Source organism: Acidobacteriota bacterium, from assembly GCA_009691245.1.
Taxonomy (GTDB): Bacteria; Acidobacteriota; Terriglobia; order 2-12-FULL-54-10; family 2-12-FULL-54-10; genus SHUM01.
In genome coordinates this window covers 24,034-44,908 of the sequence record SHUM01000021.1, presented here as the reverse complement: position 1 = coordinate 44,908, position 20,875 = coordinate 24,034, and the positions used below count along the sequence as shown (strand labels likewise).

16 protein-coding genes are annotated in these 20,875 nt (G+C 60.3%); 3 read left to right on the top strand and 13 right to left on the bottom strand.

The features are described 5' to 3' along the window. Positions 1-90 precede the first annotated feature (90 nt). The 9 genes from EXQ56_07055 to EXQ56_07015 form a co-directional block, all read right to left on the bottom strand. Positions 91-2,244, bottom strand: a complete 2,154-nt coding sequence (locus EXQ56_07055) for a nitrite/sulfite reductase (GenBank protein ID MSO20213.1) — start codon at positions 2,242-2,244, stop codon at positions 91-93. Between the two features lie 227 nt (positions 2,245-2,471). After that, positions 2,472-3,008 (bottom strand): N-acetyltransferase, encoded by a 537-nt coding sequence (locus tag EXQ56_07050; GenBank protein MSO20212.1) that lies wholly within the window; start codon positions 3,006-3,008, stop codon positions 2,472-2,474. A 48-nt stretch (positions 3,009-3,056) separates the two neighbouring features. Then, positions 3,057-3,869, bottom strand: a complete 813-nt coding sequence (locus EXQ56_07045) for a class II aldolase/adducin family protein (GenBank protein ID MSO20211.1) — start codon at positions 3,867-3,869, stop codon at positions 3,057-3,059. Positions 3,870-4,042: 173 nt separating this feature from the next. Beyond that, positions 4,043-5,359, bottom strand: coding sequence for an APC family permease (locus EXQ56_07040; GenBank protein MSO20210.1), 1,317 nt, complete (start codon positions 5,357-5,359; stop codon positions 4,043-4,045). A gap of 83 nt (positions 5,360-5,442) precedes the next feature. Next, positions 5,443-6,402: an LLM class flavin-dependent oxidoreductase gene (locus EXQ56_07035; protein ID MSO20209.1), complete on the bottom strand. Its 960-nt coding sequence runs from the start codon at positions 6,400-6,402 to the stop codon at positions 5,443-5,445. A 13-nt stretch (positions 6,403-6,415) separates the two neighbouring features. Next, positions 6,416-7,399 (bottom strand): class II fructose-bisphosphatase, encoded by a 984-nt coding sequence (gene glpX / locus EXQ56_07030; GenBank protein ID MSO20208.1) that lies wholly within the window; start codon positions 7,397-7,399, stop codon positions 6,416-6,418. Positions 7,400-7,474: 75 nt separating this feature from the next. Next, the gene (locus tag EXQ56_07025) at positions 7,475-7,690 is read right to left on the bottom strand and encodes an acetyl-CoA carboxylase biotin carboxyl carrier protein subunit (protein MSO20207.1); all 216 of its coding nucleotides are present in this window, start codon (positions 7,688-7,690) and stop codon (positions 7,475-7,477) included. Between the two features lie 61 nt (positions 7,691-7,751). After that, entirely contained in the window at positions 7,752-8,666 is a 915-nt protein-coding gene (locus tag EXQ56_07020; GenBank protein MSO20206.1) for a tetratricopeptide repeat protein, read from the bottom strand. A 112-nt stretch (positions 8,667-8,778) separates the two neighbouring features. Further along, a complete protein-coding gene (locus tag EXQ56_07015) occupies positions 8,779-10,173 on the bottom strand; it encodes an aminopeptidase P family protein (GenBank protein ID MSO20205.1) in 1,395 nt (464 codons plus the stop codon). A gap of 148 nt (positions 10,174-10,321) precedes the next feature. On the opposite strand from EXQ56_07015, the gene EXQ56_07010 reads away from it, so the two are divergent. Further along, complete coding sequence (locus EXQ56_07010) at positions 10,322-12,250, top strand: hypothetical protein (GenBank protein MSO20204.1); 1,929 nt, start codon at positions 10,322-10,324, stop codon at positions 12,248-12,250. A 12-nt stretch (positions 12,251-12,262) separates the two neighbouring features. Here EXQ56_07010 and EXQ56_07005 read toward each other — a convergent pair whose 3' ends face one another. Then, entirely contained in the window at positions 12,263-13,927 is a 1,665-nt protein-coding gene (locus tag EXQ56_07005) for a glycosyltransferase (protein MSO20203.1), read from the bottom strand. Between the two features lie 76 nt (positions 13,928-14,003). Further along, entirely contained in the window at positions 14,004-14,360 is a 357-nt protein-coding gene (locus EXQ56_07000; GenBank protein ID MSO20202.1) for an NADH-quinone oxidoreductase subunit A, read from the bottom strand. Between the two features lie 834 nt (positions 14,361-15,194). On the opposite strand from EXQ56_07000, the gene EXQ56_06995 reads away from it, so the two are divergent. Further along, positions 15,195-16,724 carry a hypothetical protein gene (locus tag EXQ56_06995; protein ID MSO20201.1) on the top strand — a complete coding sequence of 510 codons (1,530 nt, stop codon included), beginning with the start codon at positions 15,195-15,197 and terminating at the stop codon, positions 16,722-16,724. A 217-nt stretch (positions 16,725-16,941) separates the two neighbouring features. Further along, positions 16,942-17,499 carry an elongation factor P gene (efp, locus tag EXQ56_06990; GenBank protein MSO20200.1) on the top strand — a complete coding sequence of 186 codons (558 nt, stop codon included), beginning with the start codon at positions 16,942-16,944 and terminating at the stop codon, positions 17,497-17,499. 86 nt (positions 17,500-17,585) lie between these two features. Here the strand turns inward: efp and EXQ56_06985 are convergent, their stop codons facing one another. Both EXQ56_06985 and EXQ56_06980 read right to left on the bottom strand, forming a co-directional pair. Further along, complete coding sequence (locus EXQ56_06985; GenBank protein MSO20199.1) at positions 17,586-18,803, bottom strand: hypothetical protein; 1,218 nt, start codon at positions 18,801-18,803, stop codon at positions 17,586-17,588. 242 nt (positions 18,804-19,045) lie between these two features. Beyond that, positions 19,046-20,719: an NAD+ synthase gene (locus tag EXQ56_06980; protein ID MSO20198.1), complete on the bottom strand. Its 1,674-nt coding sequence runs from the start codon at positions 20,717-20,719 to the stop codon at positions 19,046-19,048. Positions 20,720-20,875: the final 156 nt, after the last annotated feature.

Genomic DNA, 20,875 nt, shown 5'->3' with positions numbered 1-20,875 from the left:
CCGGCTCGGTGAATGAGTAGTGCTGAAGCTGGCCAATGTAGGTAGCCGAAATCCCGCCACCGCTCCCTTTCGGTTGCGGCCCTGATAAAGCTACGCGAGCGCGCCGCCCATGCGGGCGTAGCGTCCGTGCGCTTCTTCCACGAACAGCGTGGCTTCTTCCACGCGCTGGTGCGCCTGCTCTTCGTTCAGATTTTTCGCGCCTTCTTCGGCAGCGCGGAAAAAATAATCAGCGCACATGGGCAGAAACTCGCCGGCGTCGGCAAACAGTTTCTTGAACTCGCCGACGGTGTTGTACTGATCGGAGAGCAGCAGACCGCGCGTGGCAAGCAGTCCGTCGGCGGCGCACTTCATCGCGGTGAAGGCGGTCGTGGCGGCTGCTTCGCGCTTCCCGGCTTCCAGTTGCAGGCCGGCGTCGAAAAGGTGGCGGTCGGCGTCCTCCAGCATGAACTCGGATTGCGTCACCACTTCGCCGGCGCACTCGCCGACGCCCGTGGTCATGAAGTAGTCCCAGGGCTGGCGGTTGTCCTGATAATACTCCGGCTTCTCCGAGTAGTCGGGCAGCTTGTCAAAGTGATCCACGGACTTCTTGATGTGCGCCTTGCCCACGCGCTGCATATACTCCGCGAACGTCTCGCTGCCTGTGCGCTCGGCGGTGTAGAGGTCCGTCAGCGTCTTCACCACTTCAGGAACATCCTTCGCCGAGGCCTTGCCCACCGACAATCCGAACGACTGTGCGTTGCCTTTGGTCGAGCCGCCGAGCACGATCTGGAAGATAGGCGCGACGTGCGAGCCGACGCGGCGGCTGGAGCCGAAAAATCCAATGTCGGCGATGTGATGCTGGCCGCAGGCGTTGAAGCAGCCGCTGATCTTGATCTTCAGATCGGACCTTGTGGCGTAGTCACTCATACCGTTGTGGAATTTCTCGTGCAGCGTTGCGGCGAGGCCGCGCGAGGAGGCGATGCCCAGCTTGCACGAATCCGTGCCGGGGCAAGCCGTAACGTGACCGAGCGAGTTGCCGCCGGCATCGGCTAGATCAAGCTTCTTCAACTCGTTGTAGAACGCCATCAAGTCACCGCTCGGCACCCAGCGGATCAGCAGATTCTGATCCACCGTGGCGCGCACCGCGTCGCCTACATACCGGCGGCAGACGCCGGCGAGCGAGCGCAATTGCCACGCCGAGATGTCGCCCAGCGGCAGCGACACCGTTACCATTGAATAACCCGCCTGGGCCTGCGGCTGTACGTTGGTCGCGTGCCACTTTGAAAATTCAGCGTCGGCAGCGGTCAGATCCAACTGCGCTGCTGGGCGCAACGGTTTCTCATTAAACTTCTCAGCCTCTGCCTGATACTCTTTCCAGCGCGGATCAAGCGGCAACTTCTCGCGCTCCTCGCGCACCAGCTTAGCGAACTCGTCCATGCCGAGTTTGGCGATCAGAAACTTCATGCGCGCCTTGGCGCGATTCTTCTTCTCGCCCAGCCGCGCAAAGACGCGCGACACGGCCTGCATCAGCGGCAGCAGCTCATCGGCGGGAACAAAGTCGGAGTACAGCTTGGCCTGATGCGGGATGGCGCCGAGTCCGCCACCAAGGTACACCTTGAAGCCTTTTTCCTTCTTGCCGTTCACTTCGCGCACGGCGGCGATGGCGCCGAGATCGTGCATCATGGCCAGGCCGCAGGCGTGGTCGTCGCAGCCGGAGAAGGCGATCTTGAACTTGCGCCCAAAGCTCTGCGCGTCGGGGTGGCGCAGCATGAAGTAGGCCATGCCCTGCGCGTAGGCGGTTACATCAAACGTCTCATCCGAGCAGACGCCCGACTGCGGGCACGCCGTCACGTTGCGCACCACGTTGCCGCAGGCCTCCTTGGTGGTGATGCCCACTTCAGCGAGGCGGCGAAACGCGTTGGGCGCGTCGTTGATGTCCATGTAATGATACTGAATGTCCTGGCGCGTGGTGATGTGGCTGATGCCGTCGGCGTACTCTTCCGAGAGGTCGGCCAGCACCTCCAACTGCCGTGTGGTCATCATGCCCATGGGGATCTTAATGCGCAGCATCTGCACGCCGTTCTGGCGCTGCCCATAGACGCCGTTGCGCAGACGAAACTCAGTGAACACCTTCTCCGGCATCTGCCCAGCCTGGAACCGCCGCAGCTCCGCCTCGAAGACGTCAATCTCTTCGCGCGTCGCCGCCGGCAGGTGCGCCCAGCGCTCGGTCAGCGTGGCGGATGTTTGTATATTCATTTCGCTCATAGTGTCACCATCAAAAAGGGCAAAAACTAAGCCCACCTCGGATGATCAATTCTCCTGGTGGGCCGGATGAAATGTAGGATTTCCGCTTAACTACTCTTACAAAATACCCCACCCGGCAAGCACACCATTATAGCGTAACAACAAGTACAAGGCCGGAGTTGGATACTAACAAGCATGATTTATACTGGCGCGACTCGCGGCGCAATGTCAATGAGCCCACAGGCTGTTTACGGATGCCAGTCCTGCTCCAGAACGGAATAGATCACACGATCCCACCAGCGACCCTTGAAAAATCGGCTCTCTCGGAGACGGCCTTCCTGACGCATGCCCATGCGCTCAGCGAGTTTCACTGCGGCCAGATTGTCGCCGATGGTGTGCGCCCAGATGCGGTGCATCCCTAGCATTCGAAAGCCGTAATCGATTATGGCGCGGCTGGCCTCCGCCCCCAAACCATTTCCCCATTCGCGCGGATCAAGCTCGCATCCGAATTCCGCCTCGCGGTCCTCTGGCGAGGCGATGCGCACGCCGCAACTCCCTATGAGCACGCCATCGGATGCGCGCGTAGTGGCCAGTTGAAACTTCTGGCGGGGCTGCTCGGCGGCCCAGTCCGTCACCATCCGGACAAACTCGCGGGCGCGTTCCTCGCTCGACGTTTCCTCAGTGTGGTAGCGAAGATAGCTCACCTCAGAGCGGTACTCCCGCACCCGGAGCCAATCGTCCTCGACACAATCGCGCAGGATTAAGTGATTCGTTTCCAGTTGCATGCCGCCTACTTTTCAAGCCGCTCGGGGTTTTGGCTATTAGGGAGACTGCTACTTCGCCATGGCCTTTTGCTTCCACATGTCCCAGGCGCGGGTGTAGCGGCCCTTGCCCCACAGGTCGGTCATCACGCGCGCGGACTCGGCGTCAGTTAGATACGTTACTTCGGAGCTGATGCCCATGGCTTCCAGTTGCAGCGCGGCGTTGGTTTGCAGGTAGTAGCTGTTGAAGGTGGCCAGCTTGACGTTGTCGGCCACCACCACGCAGCCGTGTCCGCGCAGCAGCGTGGCGGGATGCTTGCCCAGCACGCGCGCCAGAGCGCTGCCTCGGGCCTGCGTGCGGATCAGCATGTCGGTGTCCTCCTTCATCTCCTTGCGGATGTCGAAGACCGGCACGCCTCCGCCGATGAATGCGCTCATGTGGTAGATGGGGCGGATGGGAATGCCGGTTACGCTGAAGGGAATCACGGCGGGGGAATGATTGTGGACGATGGCCTTAATATCCGGACGCGCCTTGTAAATCTCGCCGTGTATGAAAACTTCGGAGTACTCGGCCTGTCCGCGCGCGTCCACGGCGCGGCTATCCAGATCGTATTCCAGAATGTCAGCGGACGTTACCAGCGCAGGGGCCAGTGAGCGTGAAATGAGGTAGCGCAGCGGATTCTTGTCATGCCGCACGCTGACGTGCCCAAAACCATCGAGCACGCCTTCGCTGGCTAGAATCCGGTTGGCGGCGACCAGGTCCTCGATCAACTCCGCCGCAGCGGGCCCGGCTGAGACTGGAGCGGCAGCAACGGAGGGCTGCTGTACCAAGGCCTGCAAGGATTTCCCCGCCAGCGTGGCGATCGCCGTGCCGGTAACAGCCATTCCGCAGCAGCGCAAAAACTTCCTGCGCGCGCCTGCCTCGAATTGATCGTGGTTCATTTTGCTCGCCTCTCCCGCATCTGTTACGGTCCATTGCCCTCTCGTGAAGGGCTCAAGAAATCGTACTTGCGATGATTCATATTCTCAAGCAGTAAACTTTACGCTCCTGCGTGACGCTAGTCCACACCAAGCTCGGGAGCGGGTTCGCTACGACGCCGGCAGAATCGCGCGATGCTATAGACCAGTACTCCACTCAGCATGATCAGAACACCAAAGAGCAGCCCATTCATGCCCAGCACTTCTTCGCGCTCGCTTTGAATCACGGAGAACGTCAACAGCGCAGTCGGAAGAATTCCGATGGCGACGGCGCCCACCAGTCCGCCGGGGACGCGAAATGGACGCGTCAAGTTCGGCTCCCGCACACGCAGAACGGCCAGCGCCACGAACTCGAGGACCAGGCTGGCGCCGTAGAGAAGAATGTCCAGTGTGATCAGCCGCTCAAATCCCAGGCCCAGGCACAGCGACCACGCGATGGCCAACACCACAACAGAGACCCACGGAATACGGGTTTTGGCATTCACGCGCGCGAACACGCGTGGCGCCATGCCATCGAGCGCCATCGCATAGGGGAGCCGCGAGTAGCTCATCACCAGTGAATTAAACATGCCGAAGGCGCTGAGCATTCCGCCGATAACCAGAAACCCGCGCAACCAGTCGCCTCCCAGCAACCCCGCCACTTCGGCCCACGCGCCGGTCTCCATGTTGGCGGCTGGTAGACCCGTGGTCCACAGTGCGAGCACCGGCAGGACGTAACTTACAGTTACCAGAGCCACCGTGGCCAGCATGGCTTTTGGATAGACACGCTGAGGTTGCTCCACCTCGCGCGCAATGGTGGAGGCGTTGTCCCAGCCCATGTAGTTCCACAGGCAGATTAGGATGCCCGCCAGCAGGCTGATCTCGGATGGGTTGGAAGCACTGGTTACTCCGGCCAACTCTCCCCAATGCAGCGGCGCGAGAATGACGATCAAGATGAACGGCCCCGAAAGCAGGATGAAGAGCCAGTGCGATGTCCAACCCACAACGTGGATGCCTGCCAAATTCCAAATCGTGCAGACGGCGATGACGGCCAAACCGGCGAAGATGCCGTGGTATCCTTCACCAAACCACGGAACGAGGCGGGAGAGATATTCGACGAACAGCGTGGGATAAATCGCCATGTCAAAGATGCTGGCGGCGAGCGACAACCAAGCTTCCTGAAATCCCCAGAACGGCCCCAGCGCGCGCCGCACCCAGGCATAGAATCCACCCTCATGCGGCAGCGCACTGGACAGTTCACCCACCATCAGCGCTGTAGGCAGGCTCCAGATCAAAGGTGTGATGAGGAGGATCACGAGCCCCAGGGCATAACCGGGCGACTGCACAATTTCCTCGGTGCCATAGGTTCCGCCTGAAACCAGAAAAAACGTAGTCGCCACCAGCGTCCAGAAGCGCAGCTTACGCGGTGCCCATTGATTAGGGGAGTTGAGGGCAGCTATGTGCGTTCGCAGCAAGGCAGGCTTCCTTTTGAGTTGAAGTTTTACCTAAGCAGCGGAACGACGGAGGAGAGGAAGCGTTCCATCTGCTGCTCCTGATGAGCCGTGGCCAAGCGGACAACAAAGTGCGGCGCGCCCGCTTGAATGAATTCGCGAATGAAATCCGCCACACGCTCCGGCGTGCCCGCGCAGATGGCTTGCGTCTTCTTGATGTGATGATGGAGCGGGCCGTAGTAGGCGAGCAAGAATTCTTCCATCTCGCGCGCCGACTCAGATTCATCTGGATTCACGTTCAGGGTCAGATAGTGGATGACTTGCAACTTCGCCGGGTCGCGGCCCAACTCGGCGCAGTAGCTCGAAATCTTCGCCCAGTCCTTGGCGTATTCTTGCGGAGTTGGAACGATCGGCAGCCAGCCATCGGCCAGCCGCGCCAGCCGCTTCAGCGCCGGTTCTGCTGCGGCGGCCATCAGAATCGGCGGGCCGCCAGCACGTCCGGGCAGTGGATGCAGCATTACATTTTCAATCTTGTAGTTACGTCCGTCGAAAGATGTTGGCCGTCCGGTCCACAAGCCCTTCATGATCTGGATCGCTTCGTCCTGCAATTGCCCGCGCTTGTGGAAGTCCACGCCGGAGGAGACATACTCAGCTATCACGGGAGGGCTCTCCGGACCGAGGCCGATACCAAAGATGAATCGTCCGCCAGTGAGCAGATCAAGATTGCCCACCGTATGCGCCAAGGGAACCGGATGCCGCAGCGGAGTGATGTAGACCGCCGTGCCCATCTCGATCTTTGTGGTTAGCGAGGAGATGGCCGCCAGCGTGGTGAGCGCTTCAAATCGAGGGCGCGCCAGCAGACTGTCGCCCAGCCACAGCGAATCATAGCCCATGCGCTCCGATTTCACCGCCAGATCAATCATGCGGCGGATGTCGGCGCGACCGTCCGGCGCGCGCATCACGGCATCGCGCGTGGGAACAAGATACCCAAATTTAATTTTGTTTTTCATATAGATACGGATCTTATTGGAAGCGTACCTTAACGTCGCGGCGGCGTTCCAAGTGAACCGTGTCGATGAAGCGCACCTTGGCCGAGGCCATGGTCATGACCAGAGAGTGGGTGCGATCACCGTCGCCAAATGAACGAACACCTTTGAGCAGGTTACCCTCGGTTACACCCGTCGCCGCGAAGATGATATTGCGGCCGGGGGCCAGCTCGGCAGTGGAGTAGATGCGCTTGGGATCACGGATGCCCATCGCCTGCGCGCGCTCGACCAGTTCGGGAGTGTCCAGCACCAGACGCGCTTGAATCTCGCCGTTCAGGCAGCGCAGCGCCGCGGCGGTGATGACTCCTTCGGGAGCGCCGCCAATGCCCATAACCGCATGAACGCCGGTTCCCACCACCGCAGCCGTGATACCCGCCGAGAGGTCGCCATCGCCGATCAGCCGGATGCGCGCGCCGGCTGCGCGAATGTCATCCATCAATTTTTTGTGGCGCGGGCGATCCAGCACGATCACCACCAGGTCTTCAATCTCGCGGTCCAGCCGCCGGGCAATGGCCTTCAGATTATCCTTCACCGGTGCATCGATATCGACAACGCCTTTGGAGGATGGCCCCACGACGATCTTCTCCATGTAGCAGTCCGGGGCATTGAGCAGTCCGCCCTCTTCGCTGGCCGCCAGCACTGCGATGGAGCCAGGGGCACCGGTGGCACAGAGGTTGGTTCCCTCCAGCGGGTCGACGGCGATATCGATGGCCGCATAAGCGGCGCCGTTCTCGTTCTTCGCGCCAACTTTTTCTCCGATGTAGAGCATGGGGGCTTCGTCGCGCTCGCCCTCACCAATCACGATGGTGCCGCGCATGGGAACTGTGTCCATGGCCTTGCGCATGGCCTCTACCGCCATCTGATCAGAGTGGTGTGCGTCACCCACTCCAATCGTGCGCGCCGCTGCAATGGCAGCTTCCTCGACCACTCGCAATAATTCAAGAGAAAGTTCCAGCTCCATACGATTGCTCCTTGAATCAAAGGGATTTGCCGTACACCATCGACGATGCCACTGAGGCCCATGGGAGACTGTGGATTATTCAATAATGACGAGCGGGGCGTCGGCATCCACGCTCTCGCCGACGGCGACTGTGATTTCCTTCACCACGCCAGAGACAGGCGCGACCACGGGGATCTCCATCTTCATGGCTTCCATGGTCAGCAGAGTATCGTCTTCAGCGACCTTGTCGCCCACCTTGCAACTGATCGCCAATATCTTGCCCACCATGGGTGCGATTACTGTTTCCGCCATGCGCTGCTCCCTGCTCCGATATGAACCACTCGATATGAATTGGGGGAACCGAAAATCCAAACTATTTTTGCTGCGCTTCCCGAACTTTCCGCGCCGTTTCGCGCATCCGCAGGTCCGCGGATCGCTCTTCCATCAAGTCGGCCTCGTAGGGATGCTCCGTCTCGCGCAGCAAGGCAACATACTCATCCAGAATCTCCGGCAACTTCCCGTTGTCCTGCCCCAAATGCTGGATGCGAATCGCCAGCGCGCGCTGAAAGGCCTTCTCCGCCTCGTCGTATCCGCCGCGCATGCGCGCCAGCCGGCCAATCGGCACCAGCGTTGAGGCAATCGGCAAGGCATCCTTGCCCAGACCAACTTCCTGCAGCTTCAGAAAGCGCTTGTAAACTTCCTTCGCTTCCGTCAGTTCCTGACTGCTTTCGTAGATTCCAGCCAGCCGCTGCGTCGTGTCGTACAGCGACGGATCATCCGCCCCCAACCGCTCACTGTCGGCGTCAAACGCCAGTGAAAAATACTCCGCAGCGGCTGTGTAGCGCTGCCGTGCCTCGTAGAACCGCGCCAGCCTGTGCAGGCTCAACGGAATACGCGATGCCTCGCTCTCCGTATTGCGAGCCAGCTCCAGCGCGGCCAGCAAGTGCTCTTCAGCCTTAATGCTGCGGCCAGCGTCAATGGCCTCGGCCGCGGACTGATTCAACTGTTCCCAATTCGGTGAGCGCCGATTGCAGGAAACCCCCATAACGGCCAACGCCAAAGTCAGCGACGCGGCTAGCGCCATAACGATCAGCGTCAGCCGAGGCCAGCATCGCGCAGCTCCACGCATCCTCACGCCTCTGGGCACCACATCATGATCCGAATCGTTCATAGTAATGCAAACACCGCGCAGGCACAAGACAAACCCAGCAGCCAGCGGCGCAGACGCTCCCGAATTCCGCCAGTGAGCAGCGCCCACTCCCGCGCCCACTGCTACGATTGTTGTCATCCCGAGAAGCGCAGAGACGAGGGACCTGCTGTTGCGCCGACGGGTAAAACAAAAGCAGGTCCTTCGCTCCGCTCAGGATGACGACTAGTTGGGGGTGTTGGGTCGAGAATGGTTACTCCAGCGCCAGCCAGCGCTCGACATCCTCTACCGTGCGCGGCAAGTCCGTGCTCAGCAGCACGCCGCCGTCTTTGGTAACCAACACCATGTCTTCGATGCGCACGCCAATGTTTTCATCGGGCAGATAGAGACCCGGCTCGATGGCCAGGATCATGCCCTCGCGCAGGGGCGTGGCGCGGTCTTCCGAGTCATGCACGTCGAGACCCACCTGATGCCCGATGCCGTGCGTGAAATATTTCCCCAGCGGCTGGCCATTGCGGTCCTGCCCGTGCGTGTTCAGATATTCCCGCGCGATGTTGTGCAAGCTGTCGGCGCCGCGTCCGTAGAGCGACGCGCCGGGCCGCACGGCCTTCAGTACCACTTCCTGCGCGCCCAAAACAATCTCGTATATCTCGCGCTGCCGCGCGGTGAACTTGCCGCTGGCCGGCAGCGTGCGTGAGATATCCGCCGAGTAGTCCGCGAACTCGCCGCCCACATCGACCACCACCAGGTCGCCCTGCTCCACGCGCTTATCGCCGCGCGTGTAATGCAGGATCGTCGAGCGCGGACCGGCGGCGACGATGGGATCGAAGCCGGTGATCGTACACCCGGCCCGCTCCATCGTGTATTTCATCAGCGCCGCGATCTCATACTCGCGCACGCCAGGCTGCAGCGCCCGGCCCGCCTGACGATGCGCGTCCATCGTGCAAGCCACCGCCCGGCGGGTCATCTCGATTTCGAGCGCCGACTTGATCTGTCGTAGCGGCGTGGTCTCCTTGTCAATGGACTGCATGCTGGCCTTGCTGAAGACTTTCTTCAGCCGCTCCAGACGCGAGCGGTCGAACGCGGATTCGTCTTCGGCAGCGTGCGGGTTGGGCAGCGTGGTGAAAATCTTGCGGACATTCTTGGACATCCGGCGCAGGTCCGCGTCCAACTGCTTCACGCTCCGCACGGACTCGAACGCGAGTTGCGCAGCCGTCTCGGGCTTGTCGGGATCAAGCTGCGGCCCGGTCCAAACCTCGGACTGCGGATCGCGCGAAGGAATGTATAGTGTCTCTTTAATTGCGGGCGCCGAAGACCGTTCCCTGCCCTGGCGCTCTTCATTGCCTGATGTCAGCACCAGCATCGCGCCAGGGGAATTGTATCCAGTGAGGTAGAGAAAATTACTGTCCTGATGGAAGACGCGGAATGCTTCAGAGCCGGAAGGTTCCCCGTTGCCGTGCAATACAACAATCCCATCGTCGATTCGCGCACGCAGCGCAGCGCGCCTTGCGGCATAGTCGGCGGGAGTTAACAGAGCCGGTGCGGTTGACTGCCCCGCCGATTGCCCAAAAAGTTGCGCTGGCAGCGAGCACCAGATGGCGCACACAACGAAGCGCTGCCAACCCGGCATGAATCGCGCAAGAGTCATTTCACTATTGTAGCCTCACCAAAGGCACCGCGCGACAGTGCCGCGGCACTATCCGCATCGCAAAACCCTACCAACTTCGGCGCGAATCCGTCTATAATCGGCGCGGCCATGTAACTCAAATTGACCACTCGCACTAACTGACTCGCTTATGCACCCTACTCCCGACAACGCCCCTGACAAGTCACAACGCCCATCTGGCTCCGAGGAATGGGAGCATCTGCGCGGCAACGTGCGGCACCAGACCGTCGGGATGCTCGAGGAAATCTTCGCCCTGCTGCGCATCCTGCTGCAGGACGCCATCATCCTGGTCGTGGGCTTCGCCGTCGAGTTCGTCTTCGAGCACTGGATGCACTCCGACCAACCCGCCTTCCGCGTCGCCCTCAACATCTCGTCGGGCTTCTTCCTGCTGCTTTATGGCGTGATGGTCACCGTCCACTTCGTGCGCTACCTCCGTGAACAGTTCGGGACAATTTCGCCCGGCACTGCTGGCTCCACGGGTGCCACCAGTGTCGCCGGGCCAGCCGCTGCGCCGGCCACGGAGCGGGCCACGGAGCGAGCAAGGCGCGGGCGCTACGTCGCGGTCGGCATCGCCGCGACGGTCGCGCTGGCCATTGGAGTTGGTGCGGGGTATTACCTGCGCCGTGGCGGCCCCGGCGGCAATGGCGCGGGCGGCAATACGGGCACACCAGGCGACGCCATCAACTCGCTCGCCGTGCTGCCGCTGGTCAACAGCAGCGGCGATGCGGACGCTGAATATTTGGGCGACGGCATCGCCGAGTCGCTTATCTCCAGCCTCTCGCAACTGCCGCAGTTGCGAGTCATGTCGCGCGACTCCGCCTTCAGCTACAAAGGCAAGGAAGTGACCGCCAACGTGATCGGCCAGCAACTCGGCGTAGGCGCGGTGTTCAAAGGACAGGTGCGCCAGGTGGGCGACAGCATCATGGTCAGCGTTGAATTGATTGATGCGACTGACAATCACCAAATCTGGGGGCAGCAATACCTGCGCAAGGCCACGGACATCTTCGCCCTGCAACAAGAGATCGCCCGCGACATCTCCGACAAACTAAGACTGAAGCTCACCGGGGCGGACCAGCAAAAGCTCGCCAAGCGCGGCACGGAGAATACGGAGGCGTATCAGGCGTACGTCAAAGGCCGCTTCTGGTGGAACAAGAAGTCGGAAGAAGGATTCAACAAGGCCATCGAATACTTCCAACAGGCCGTCGGGAACGACCCCACCTACGCTCTCGCCCTCAGCGGTTTGGCCGACACATACAGCTCTCAGGAAAATTATACCTTCGCCTCTGCGAAGCAAGTCATGCCCAAGGCGAAGGCGGCCGCGCTGAAAGCTCTCCAACTGGATGACACTCTTGCCGAGGCACATGCATCACTCGCTTATATCGCACTCCTTTATGACCGCGATCGGCCGACCGCGGAACGAGAGTTTAGGCGCGCCATGGAATTGGACCCCAATTATTCGCTGGCCCACCAATGGTATGGTCTATGGTTTTTGGCAAGCGCTGGTAGTCTCGATGAGGGGCTGGCGGAGGTGAACCGCGCCCAGCAACTAGACCCGCTTTCTGTCACCATAACCAGAGTTGTTGGAGAACTTCTTGGATATGCGGGACAATACGACGCGGCAATGATTTGGGATCGGAAAGCTATCGAACTCGACCCGGAATCTGCCGGTGCGCGCCGGCAAGCGGGACGGTCGTACCTGGGCAAGAAGATGTATCCCGAGGCGATCCGGGAATTGGAGAAGTCTGTGGAACTCGCCACGGGTTCGAGCCAGAACCTTGGCACCTTGGGATATGCATACGCCGTAGCCGGGGAAAGAGCCGAGGCACAAAGCATTCTGGACCGCATGATTGAAGCCTCGAAAACGAAATTTGTTCAGCCATATTGGGTGGCGGTGGTTTACAGCGGCCTGGGCGATAAAGACCGCGCATTTGAATGGCTGGAAAAGGCCTACGAAGAGCGAGCCAGCTCGATGACATTGCTAAAGTTCCACCCGTGGTTCGATTCAATGCGCAACGACCCGCGCTACCACGACCTGCTGCGCCGCATGAACCTGGAATAGCGCGCGGCACTGTCACGCGCGGTGGAAGAGGCGCAGGGCGAAGCGGGCGGCGTTTTGGATGGATGCGGCGACGGACGTAACTGCTTCCGACCAGCGGTCCCATCTACCTTGGAAGAGCGAGATCAGACCGGTGCCCAGATAGCCGAGTACGAACAGGCTCAAGAAGAAGGCGGTGGCGTAGTTGGCGCTGGCGATGGCAAAGTAGACGGTGTAGAGAAAGTACACGCCGAGGGCGACTTCGAGCATCGCTACCCAGTGGGCGCGCTTGCGATAGACATTGCGGAAGAAGCGCGGGCCGACGGAACGGCCCGTCTGGTTGCGTTGGGCTTCCAGGCTGTACTTGGGGGTGCGCACGAACTCGCTCTGCTTGCCCATCAGCGCCTCGAACACCGCCCAGGAGTTGGTCAATGTCAGGCCCACGCCGGTCGCCAGAATCAGCGGCAGGTAGCGGAAACTGCGCTTCCAGTCATCGGGAAATAGCTCGCGCTGGCTGCCCATATAGAACGCGGAGACCGAGAGCGTCGCGGCGGCCATCAACGGCAGATCGATGTAGAGCATCTGGAACCAGCCTTGATAGAAGCGAATGATCATCGCCGGAAAACTCAGTAGAGCCAGCACGATCATCAGTGGATACGAGAGGTTCGCGGTCATGTGATAGAACGCTTCAGTCTTCACGTGGCGCGGCGCATCACTGCGCAGCACGCGCGGCAGAATCTTCATGCCCACCTGAATAAGGCCCTTGGCCCAGCGCGCCTGCTGCGTCTTGAAGGCGTTCATCTCAACGGGCAGCTCGCTCAGGCACTCGATGTCGGGGCGATAGACAAACTTCCAGCCGAGCAGTTGCGCGCGATAGCTCAAGTCGGCGTCTTCGGTGAGCGTGTCGTGCTCCCAACCGCCCGCCTGATCAATAGCCACGCGCCGCCAGATGCCGGCCGTGCCGTTGAAATTGAAGAAGCGCCCGGTCTTGGTGCGCGCGATGTGCTCGTAGACAAAGTGCCCGTCCAGCAGGATGGCCTGCACTTCCGTCAGCCAGGAGAAATGCCGGTTGAGATACGTCCAGCGCGTCTGCACCAGCGCAACCTTCGGGTCGGTGAAGTGGTCGATGGTGCGCGCGAGGAAATCGGCGGGAGGCAGGAAGTCGGCGTCGAAGATGGCGACGAACTCGCCCTTGGCCTGCAACAATCCCTCGGCCAGTGCGCCGGCTTTGTAGCCTTCGCGGTTGGTGCGGTGCAGATAGGTGATCGGGTGGCCCAGCGCGGCGTAGCGCTCCACGCAATCACGCGCCAGCGCGGCGGTTTCGTCAGTCGAGTCGTCGAGCACCTGAATGTCCAGCCGCTCGCTCGGGTACTCGATCTTACAAGCCTCTTCGATCATGCGCTCGGCAACATAGCGCTCATTGAAGATGGGTAGTTGGATGGTTACGCGCGGCAGATCGCTGAACTTCCCGAGCGGCACCGGCACGTCTTGAATTGGCGACAGGCGCGGTGTCCGGTTGCGGTAGTAGAGGTACATCATGTAATAGCGATGCACGCCGAGGATGGCCAGAATAATCAGGATGGTGAAGTACGGGACCAGCACGAACAGGTCGAAGCTGTTGGGCTTGTAGATGCCCTGGAATGGGTCCGGCGTGAAGATACGGGTGATAAAGATCAGCACCGGATTTTCTGCGGCGAGCATCATCGCAAAATGGTTCGGCATGTCTGTATCTATTGGTCCCTATCGTCTGAAAAAGTAATGATCTGTGCGCGGTGGACTACACCCAGTCGAGCGCGCCTTTGCGATAAACCCAAACGTATCCGGCGACGAGGATGGCTAGGAACACCAGCATCTCGATCAACCCGAACAGGCCCAGCATGCGGAACTGCACGGCCCACGGAAACAGGAAGATGGTTTCCACGTCGAAGATGACGAACAGGATCGCCACAATGTAGAAGCGCACGGTGTAGCGGCCGCGCGAACTCGACTCGGGATCGATGCCGCACTCATAGGGCATCAACTTGGCGGCAAACGGAGAGTCCGGACGCACCAACTTTGCCGCCAGCAGCGAGACCACGGGGAAGGAAATGGCCAGCAACAGGAAAATCACTACAGGGATATACTCTGAAGGCACCGCTTGCTCTCCTACCCTAATATGGGATGCTCGCACGCTGAATCCGATGGAAGTCTGTAACACATTAATTTATCAGTAATAGCGTCTACAAACAACTCTTATATTGCAAAATAAAAATTGCCCAAAGTGCACACGTTCACGGTTCTGACCACTCTGACCAGATTGACAAACTGGGAAATGGCCCAGCAATGGGGTGTCGGCAGTGGGCATAATGGCCCCCACCCGGAGCGCCAACCTGACCACTCTGACCACAAATTCCACAATGTCCAAATTTTCTAATTAATCAGAATGCGGGGCAGCGCCCAAAGATTCCGAATTCTCCCATTGACTCGCCGACCACTCCCCGCATTCTGATTTCTGTCTCCTGCCTTCTGTCTTCTAACTTCTGCCCTACCACACTTTTCTCACCTGCGCGATCAGCCCGCGCGCTTGCTGCGTGCCGAAGTGTCCATGCCATTGTGCCCCGGCACGATCGAGGGTGACGCATCATTTTCCGCCGCCTGCGCCGCGAATTGTTTAGGCGGGAATCCCCAGGCCAATCAAACCAGCTGGGTACAGACGCGTCTACTTGTTTCGTAAAGTGGGCGGTGGTAGGATCGTTCCTTGTTCGCCGCAAGGCGGGCAAAATCACGGGATGCGTACCCCCGAGGCGATGTCCCGCCAACTTACTTTGAAAAGGAAAAACCAATGATGAAACGCACCCTCCATCTCACGTTTCTGCTGGGCCTGATGGCGCTGGCACCGCTGGCTGCCCAAGCCCAGGTACCCTCCATCGCCGCCGACGGCATCCGCAACGGCGGCAGCTATACGGTTGCGGGCCTGCCCAACTAGGGCATCGCGCAAGGGTCGATCTTCGTGATCTTCGGCGACAACCTGGGTCCGGCCAACATTGTGCAAGTCAGCGCGTTCCCGCTGCCCACCACCGCCGGTCTGGCAGGGACCAGCGTCCGGGTTACCGTGGGCGGCACGGTGGTGAACGCCATCATGCTGTATACGCTGAAAACGCAGGTGGCCGCGGTGCTCCCGTCGAGCACGCCGCTGGGCACGGTGACGGTTACTTACAACGGCGTCACCAGCAACGCCGCGCCGATCATCGTGCTGGCGGGCAGCTTTGGAACGTTCACGCGCAATCAGGGCGGCACGGGCCCGAGCATCATTCAGAACTTCATCACCGAGGCCAATCAGCCGTTCAACACGCTGGTGGAGTCGGCGCGTCCCGGCCAGGTGGTAACGCTGTGGGGCACAGGACTGGGGCCGGTAACCGGCAATGAGGCGGGTCAACCGCTGCCCGGCAACCTGAGCAACGTCAACGCGCGATTGTTTGTGGGCGGGCGTGAGACGCCCATCACCTATCGCTGGCGCTCGGGCTGTTGCGTGGGAATTGACCAGGTCGTCTTCACCGTGCCGCAGGACGTGAGCGGCTGCTTCGCTCCGGTAAGTCTTCAGGTGGGCAACATTGTGAGCAACTTCACCACCATGTCCGTGGCTCCCAATGGCGGCATATGCTCCGACCCCGGCGGCTACACGCCCGCGGAGCTGGAGCAGGCGCGCAACAGCGGCGGCCTGCGCATTGGTTCCATGACGCTGAGTAAGTCCAGTTCCAGTTTTTCAGTTCCCGGTGTCGGGTCGTTTGATATTAAGTCGGATGCCGGCGGCGCCGCGTTCTTCCGCTATACGTTCGACCAATTGCTGTCCAATGCGGGCAGCGATCTGAATGTTTCCAATCCGGGCGCTTGCGCCGTGTCCATTTCCCGAGTCGGCGCAGGCGGCAATACCGGACCTGTTTTCACCCCCCTGAATGCCGGACCTGCGATCAACGTTTCCGGGCCGACCGGCGCCAAGCAGATGGCGGCCGCCTCAACGGGCATTTATTCCGGAGTATTCAGCCAGACTGTTCCATTCGGTGCTGCGGAACCAGACTATCTGGTGCCTGGCACCTACACGCTCAACAACGGTGGCGGAGGGTCCGATGTGGGAGCGTTCACGACGACTCACACCGTGCCGCCGGGAACCGTGTGGTCGAATCAGGCCGCGATTACCACCGTCAACCGTGCGGCGGGGCAGTTGGTTACCTGGACCGGCGGCGATCCGAATGGACTCACATACATCGCCGGAGCGTCCATCAACGTCTCCAACACGGCCCAGGCCACCTTCGTTTGCCTGGAGCGGACTTCCGCCGGTCAATTCAACATTCCCTCCTCGATTCTGCTGGCGCTCCCACCCAGTGGCAGCTCGGCGGGTGTGCCTTTTGGATTCATGTTTGTTGGAGCATACACAACTCCAGGCCGCTTCACCGCGCCGGGGCTGGACTTTGGGTACACCAGCTATATCTCAACAATCTCCAAATCCGTGTCGTTCCAGTAGGCCTGGCAAACCCTAATCACATTTTGCGCCGGGAGGCTTCCACCTCCCGGCGGTTTTTTTGTGTGTGCGTGACAGAGCCGCGCCCACAGGTTGACGGCTTTCGCGCGCCTTCCCTATAATGGATGAGCAGATGGTCGCTTGCGGTCGTGGGGATGGTTTTTCTCGGCTCTAGCCGGCTCTCGGCAGAATCACACCAACATTTTTCGGGGAGTACTTCATGAACGCAACACAGATGCGGCGCGGCAACGTCATCAAGCACGAGGGAGAGCTGTTCTCCATCCATCAGGTAACGCACCGCACGCCGGGCAACCTGCGCGCCTTCGTGCAGGCCAAGATGCGCAACCTGCGCACCGGCGCCATGATCGAGCACCGCTTCCGCTCGGAAGACAAGATGGATGTGGCGCACGTCGATGAGCAGGTGATGGAGTTCCTGTACCGCGAACACGACGACTACCACTTCATGAACACCGAGTCCTACGAGCAGATTCATCTGACGGCGGAAACGCTGGGCGACAACGCCAACTACCTGATCCCCAACATCCAGATTAAAATCCAGATGTACGAGGGCCGCGCCGTGGGCATCGACCTGCCCATCACCGTGGACATGACGGTGATGGAAACCGAGCCGGGCCTGAAGTCCGCCACGGTGAGCAACGTAACCAAGCCCGCCACCATGGAAACCGGTCTGGTAGTGGGCGTGCCTGCGTTCATCAACGTCGGCGAGAAGATCCGCGTGGACACCGCGGAAGGCAAGTACCTCGAACGCGCCAAGTAATTGGGGAGTGGGGCGTAGGGTGTTGGGTGTGGGAAAGGCATCGGGCAATGGGAGTTTGACCACACCCTACGCCCCACTCCCTGCCTTTACGCGGCTTGGGGCAGGGCTTGCGCTTCGTTCAGCAGCTCGATGGCGCGCTTGAGTTGCAGGTCTTCCAGCGGCTGATTGCTCGGCGGAGTCTCTTCCTCGACATCTTCTTCGGGAGTCAGCGAAGCGATGTTGCGGGGCTGTTCGACCACTTCGTTGGGAGTTACGCCGGTATCCTGAATGGCCTTGCCGACGGGCGAGTGAAACTTGGCGACAGAGAGGACCAGCGCCGAACCATTCGGCAGCGGGACTACTTTCTGAATGGAGCCGATGCCAAAGGTGCGTGCTCCGACGACGTCGCCGCGATGATTCTCGATGAAGGCCGCGGCGAGAAATTCCGCCGCGCCGCCAGTGGACTCATTCACAATCAGCGTAACCGGCTCCGCGCTGATGGCTTTCGTCTTGTCAGCCAAAAAACTTTGGCGGGGATATTGCTGGCCTTCCACGTAACCGAGCAGCCCTTGGCCAATGAACAGATTAGCCACCGCAGCGCCTTCCTGCATGTCCCCGGAAGCATTATCGCGCATATCCAGAACAAACCTGGTGGCGCCGCTGCGCCGCAGGCTTTCGATGCGAGTGGCCAGAACTTTGGAAATTCCCGTGGGCATCGCGCGCACTTTCAGGTAGCCGACGCCCTTGTCAATCACGCGCGATTCAATTTCTGGGTTCTGGACTACTTCGCGCTTTAACTCCATCGAACGCGGCTGCTGGCTGCGTTGACGCACCACCGACAGGCTGACCGTGGAGCCCACCGGGCCATCCAGACGCGCCAGTACTTCCTCGTAGGACATCTCACGCGAACTCTTGCCGCTAATGGCTTCAAAGATATCGCCCGCCACCAGCCCGGCGCGATCCGCGGGCCCTCCCGGAACCACGGCAACGATTCCCGGCAGTCCGAAACGCTTCGAGATCACCGCGCCAATGGACGCTTCTCCGCGCCAGCCTTTTTTATACTCCGTGTAATTGGCCTGCGAAAGATAACTGTTGTAGGGGTCGAGCGACTCCACCATTCCCTGCAGCGCGCCTTCGGTAACACGGTCGAAATTAGGCTCTTCCACGTAATCACTCTGGATGCGCGAGAGCACTTCGGAGAGCACGGCGAGCGGGCGATAGGGTTCCTTCGACTCGCGGTCCTGCCCCAGCACGGCGCCGATCAGCAGGATCACGGACAGCGCCGTCGAAAATGTTACCAGGCCGACTTTGAGGTTACTCTTCATTTGATTTCCCGTTTGATTTCCCGTTGTCCCTGAATTACTCGCCCCATTATAGCACCTGTCCTCTTCCTGGCGATCTCAGCACTTTTAACCACAGAGGACACAGCGGCGCACAGAGGTTGAAACCAAAAGGCCCGCGCTGAGGTGCAGATCGACGCGCGTGCCCAACCCTTCCGCGGCGCCCCATGCCGTGCTTCCCGCATCCTCTGTGTACCTCTGTGTCCTCTGTGGTAAATGGTTGCTCGTTACTCGCGATACCGCTGGGCAATGGGGAAGCGGCGGCCAATGCCAAATGCCTTGGATGTAACTTTCAGTCCCGGGGCTGCCTGCTGCCGCTTATATTCGTTGCCATCCACCATGCGCGTTACGCGCTCCACCAGCTCCAGCGCGATGCCGGTGCGCTCGGCGATCTGTCGCGCCGTCTCGGCATCTTCGATGTAACTTTTTAGAATGATATCCAGAACCTCATACGGAGGCAGGCTGTCGGTGTCCTTCTGATTGGGCCGCAACTCAGCGGTGGGCGCCTTGTCGATGATCGCCTGGGGAATGGCGGGCGGGATCAGCTGCGCCCGCTGATTGACGATCGCGCACAGTCTGTAAACCTGCGTCTTGGGAATGTCTGAGATCACCGCCAGCCCGCCGGCCATGTCACCGTAGAGCGTGCAATAGCCGACGGACAATTCGCTCTTGTTGCCGGTGGACAACACCAGCGAGCGGAACTTGTTGGAGAGGGCCATCAGCAGATTGCCACGCACGCGCGCCTGGATATTCTCCTCCGCTACGCCGGAGGGAGTTCCAGCAAACAGCTCCCGCAGCGAGGCGAGGTAGGCCTCAAAGGTGCCCGTGATCGAAACCACCTCAAAGCGAATTCCGAGGTTGGCGGCGAGGGTACGCGCATCGGCCAGGCTTTCCGGCGAGGAGTAGGGGCCCGGCATGGCCACGCCCAGCACGTTGTCGCGCCCCAGCGCGTCCACGGCAATGGCCGCCGTCAGCGCTGAGTCGATGCCGCCACTGAGGCCAATCAACACCGACTCGAATCCACACTTGCGCACGTAGTCGCGCGTCCCCAGCACCAGCGCGGCATAGACGGATGGATCGTCATCGAGATTGCCTGCGCTCTCGCTCGGGGCAGTCGCTGCGCTGGATGGCCCGCCCTCCGCCGTATCGAAATAAACGAGGTCTTCCTCAAACGCCTTGGCGCGCGCGCGCACGTTGCCGGCGCGGTCGAGCGCCAAGCTCGATCCATCAAATACCAGGCTGTCGTTGCCGCCCACCTGATTGACGAAGATAACCGGCGCTCGATAGCGCACCGCAAACGCACGCAGCATTTCTTCGCGGAACCGGGGTTTGCCCATCGCAAACGGGGAGCCGGAAATATTGACCAGCGCGGTGGCCCCCTGCTGAAACAACTGTTCCACCGGGTCCTGCGGATAGAGGCGATTGGTCGTGAAATTTTTGTCGTTCCAGATATCCTCGCAGATGGTCAGCGCCAACCGCTCGCTGCCCAACTCTATAATCTTTTGCTTCTTGCTCGGCTCAAAATAGCGGCCCTCGTCGAATACGTCATAGGTGGGCAAGAGCATCTTCGATTGCACGAAGCGCACCAACCCTCCCGACAGCAACGCGGCGCTATTGGCCACACGCCTTCCCGACTCGCCCGGCACGCGGCTGACGAAGCCGACAATGATCGCAATGCCGGGAACCTCGGCGGCCAATGCCGCCAACTCCAGTTGGTTGCGCTCCACAAAGCTGGGCTTCTCGACCAGGTCGCGTGGCGGATAGCCGCACAGCGATAGCTCCGGAAATACGGCCAGATCGGCTCCGGCGGCCTGCGCCTCGCGGGCATAACGGACGAGCTTCTCCCGATTACCGGAGAAGTCCCCCACGGTTGGATTCATCTGCGCCAGCGCGATCTTCATGAAGCCCTCAATCAAAGCATACCGATAAATGGCCAATTATAGCGGGCAATCGACGCTGGGCCAAAATCGCCATGCGACCGATAGCGATGAAGTTGCATCTTAGCGATGGACTATGCAGAATAACGACTACGCGTTGGCTTCGAAGCCGCCGCGCTG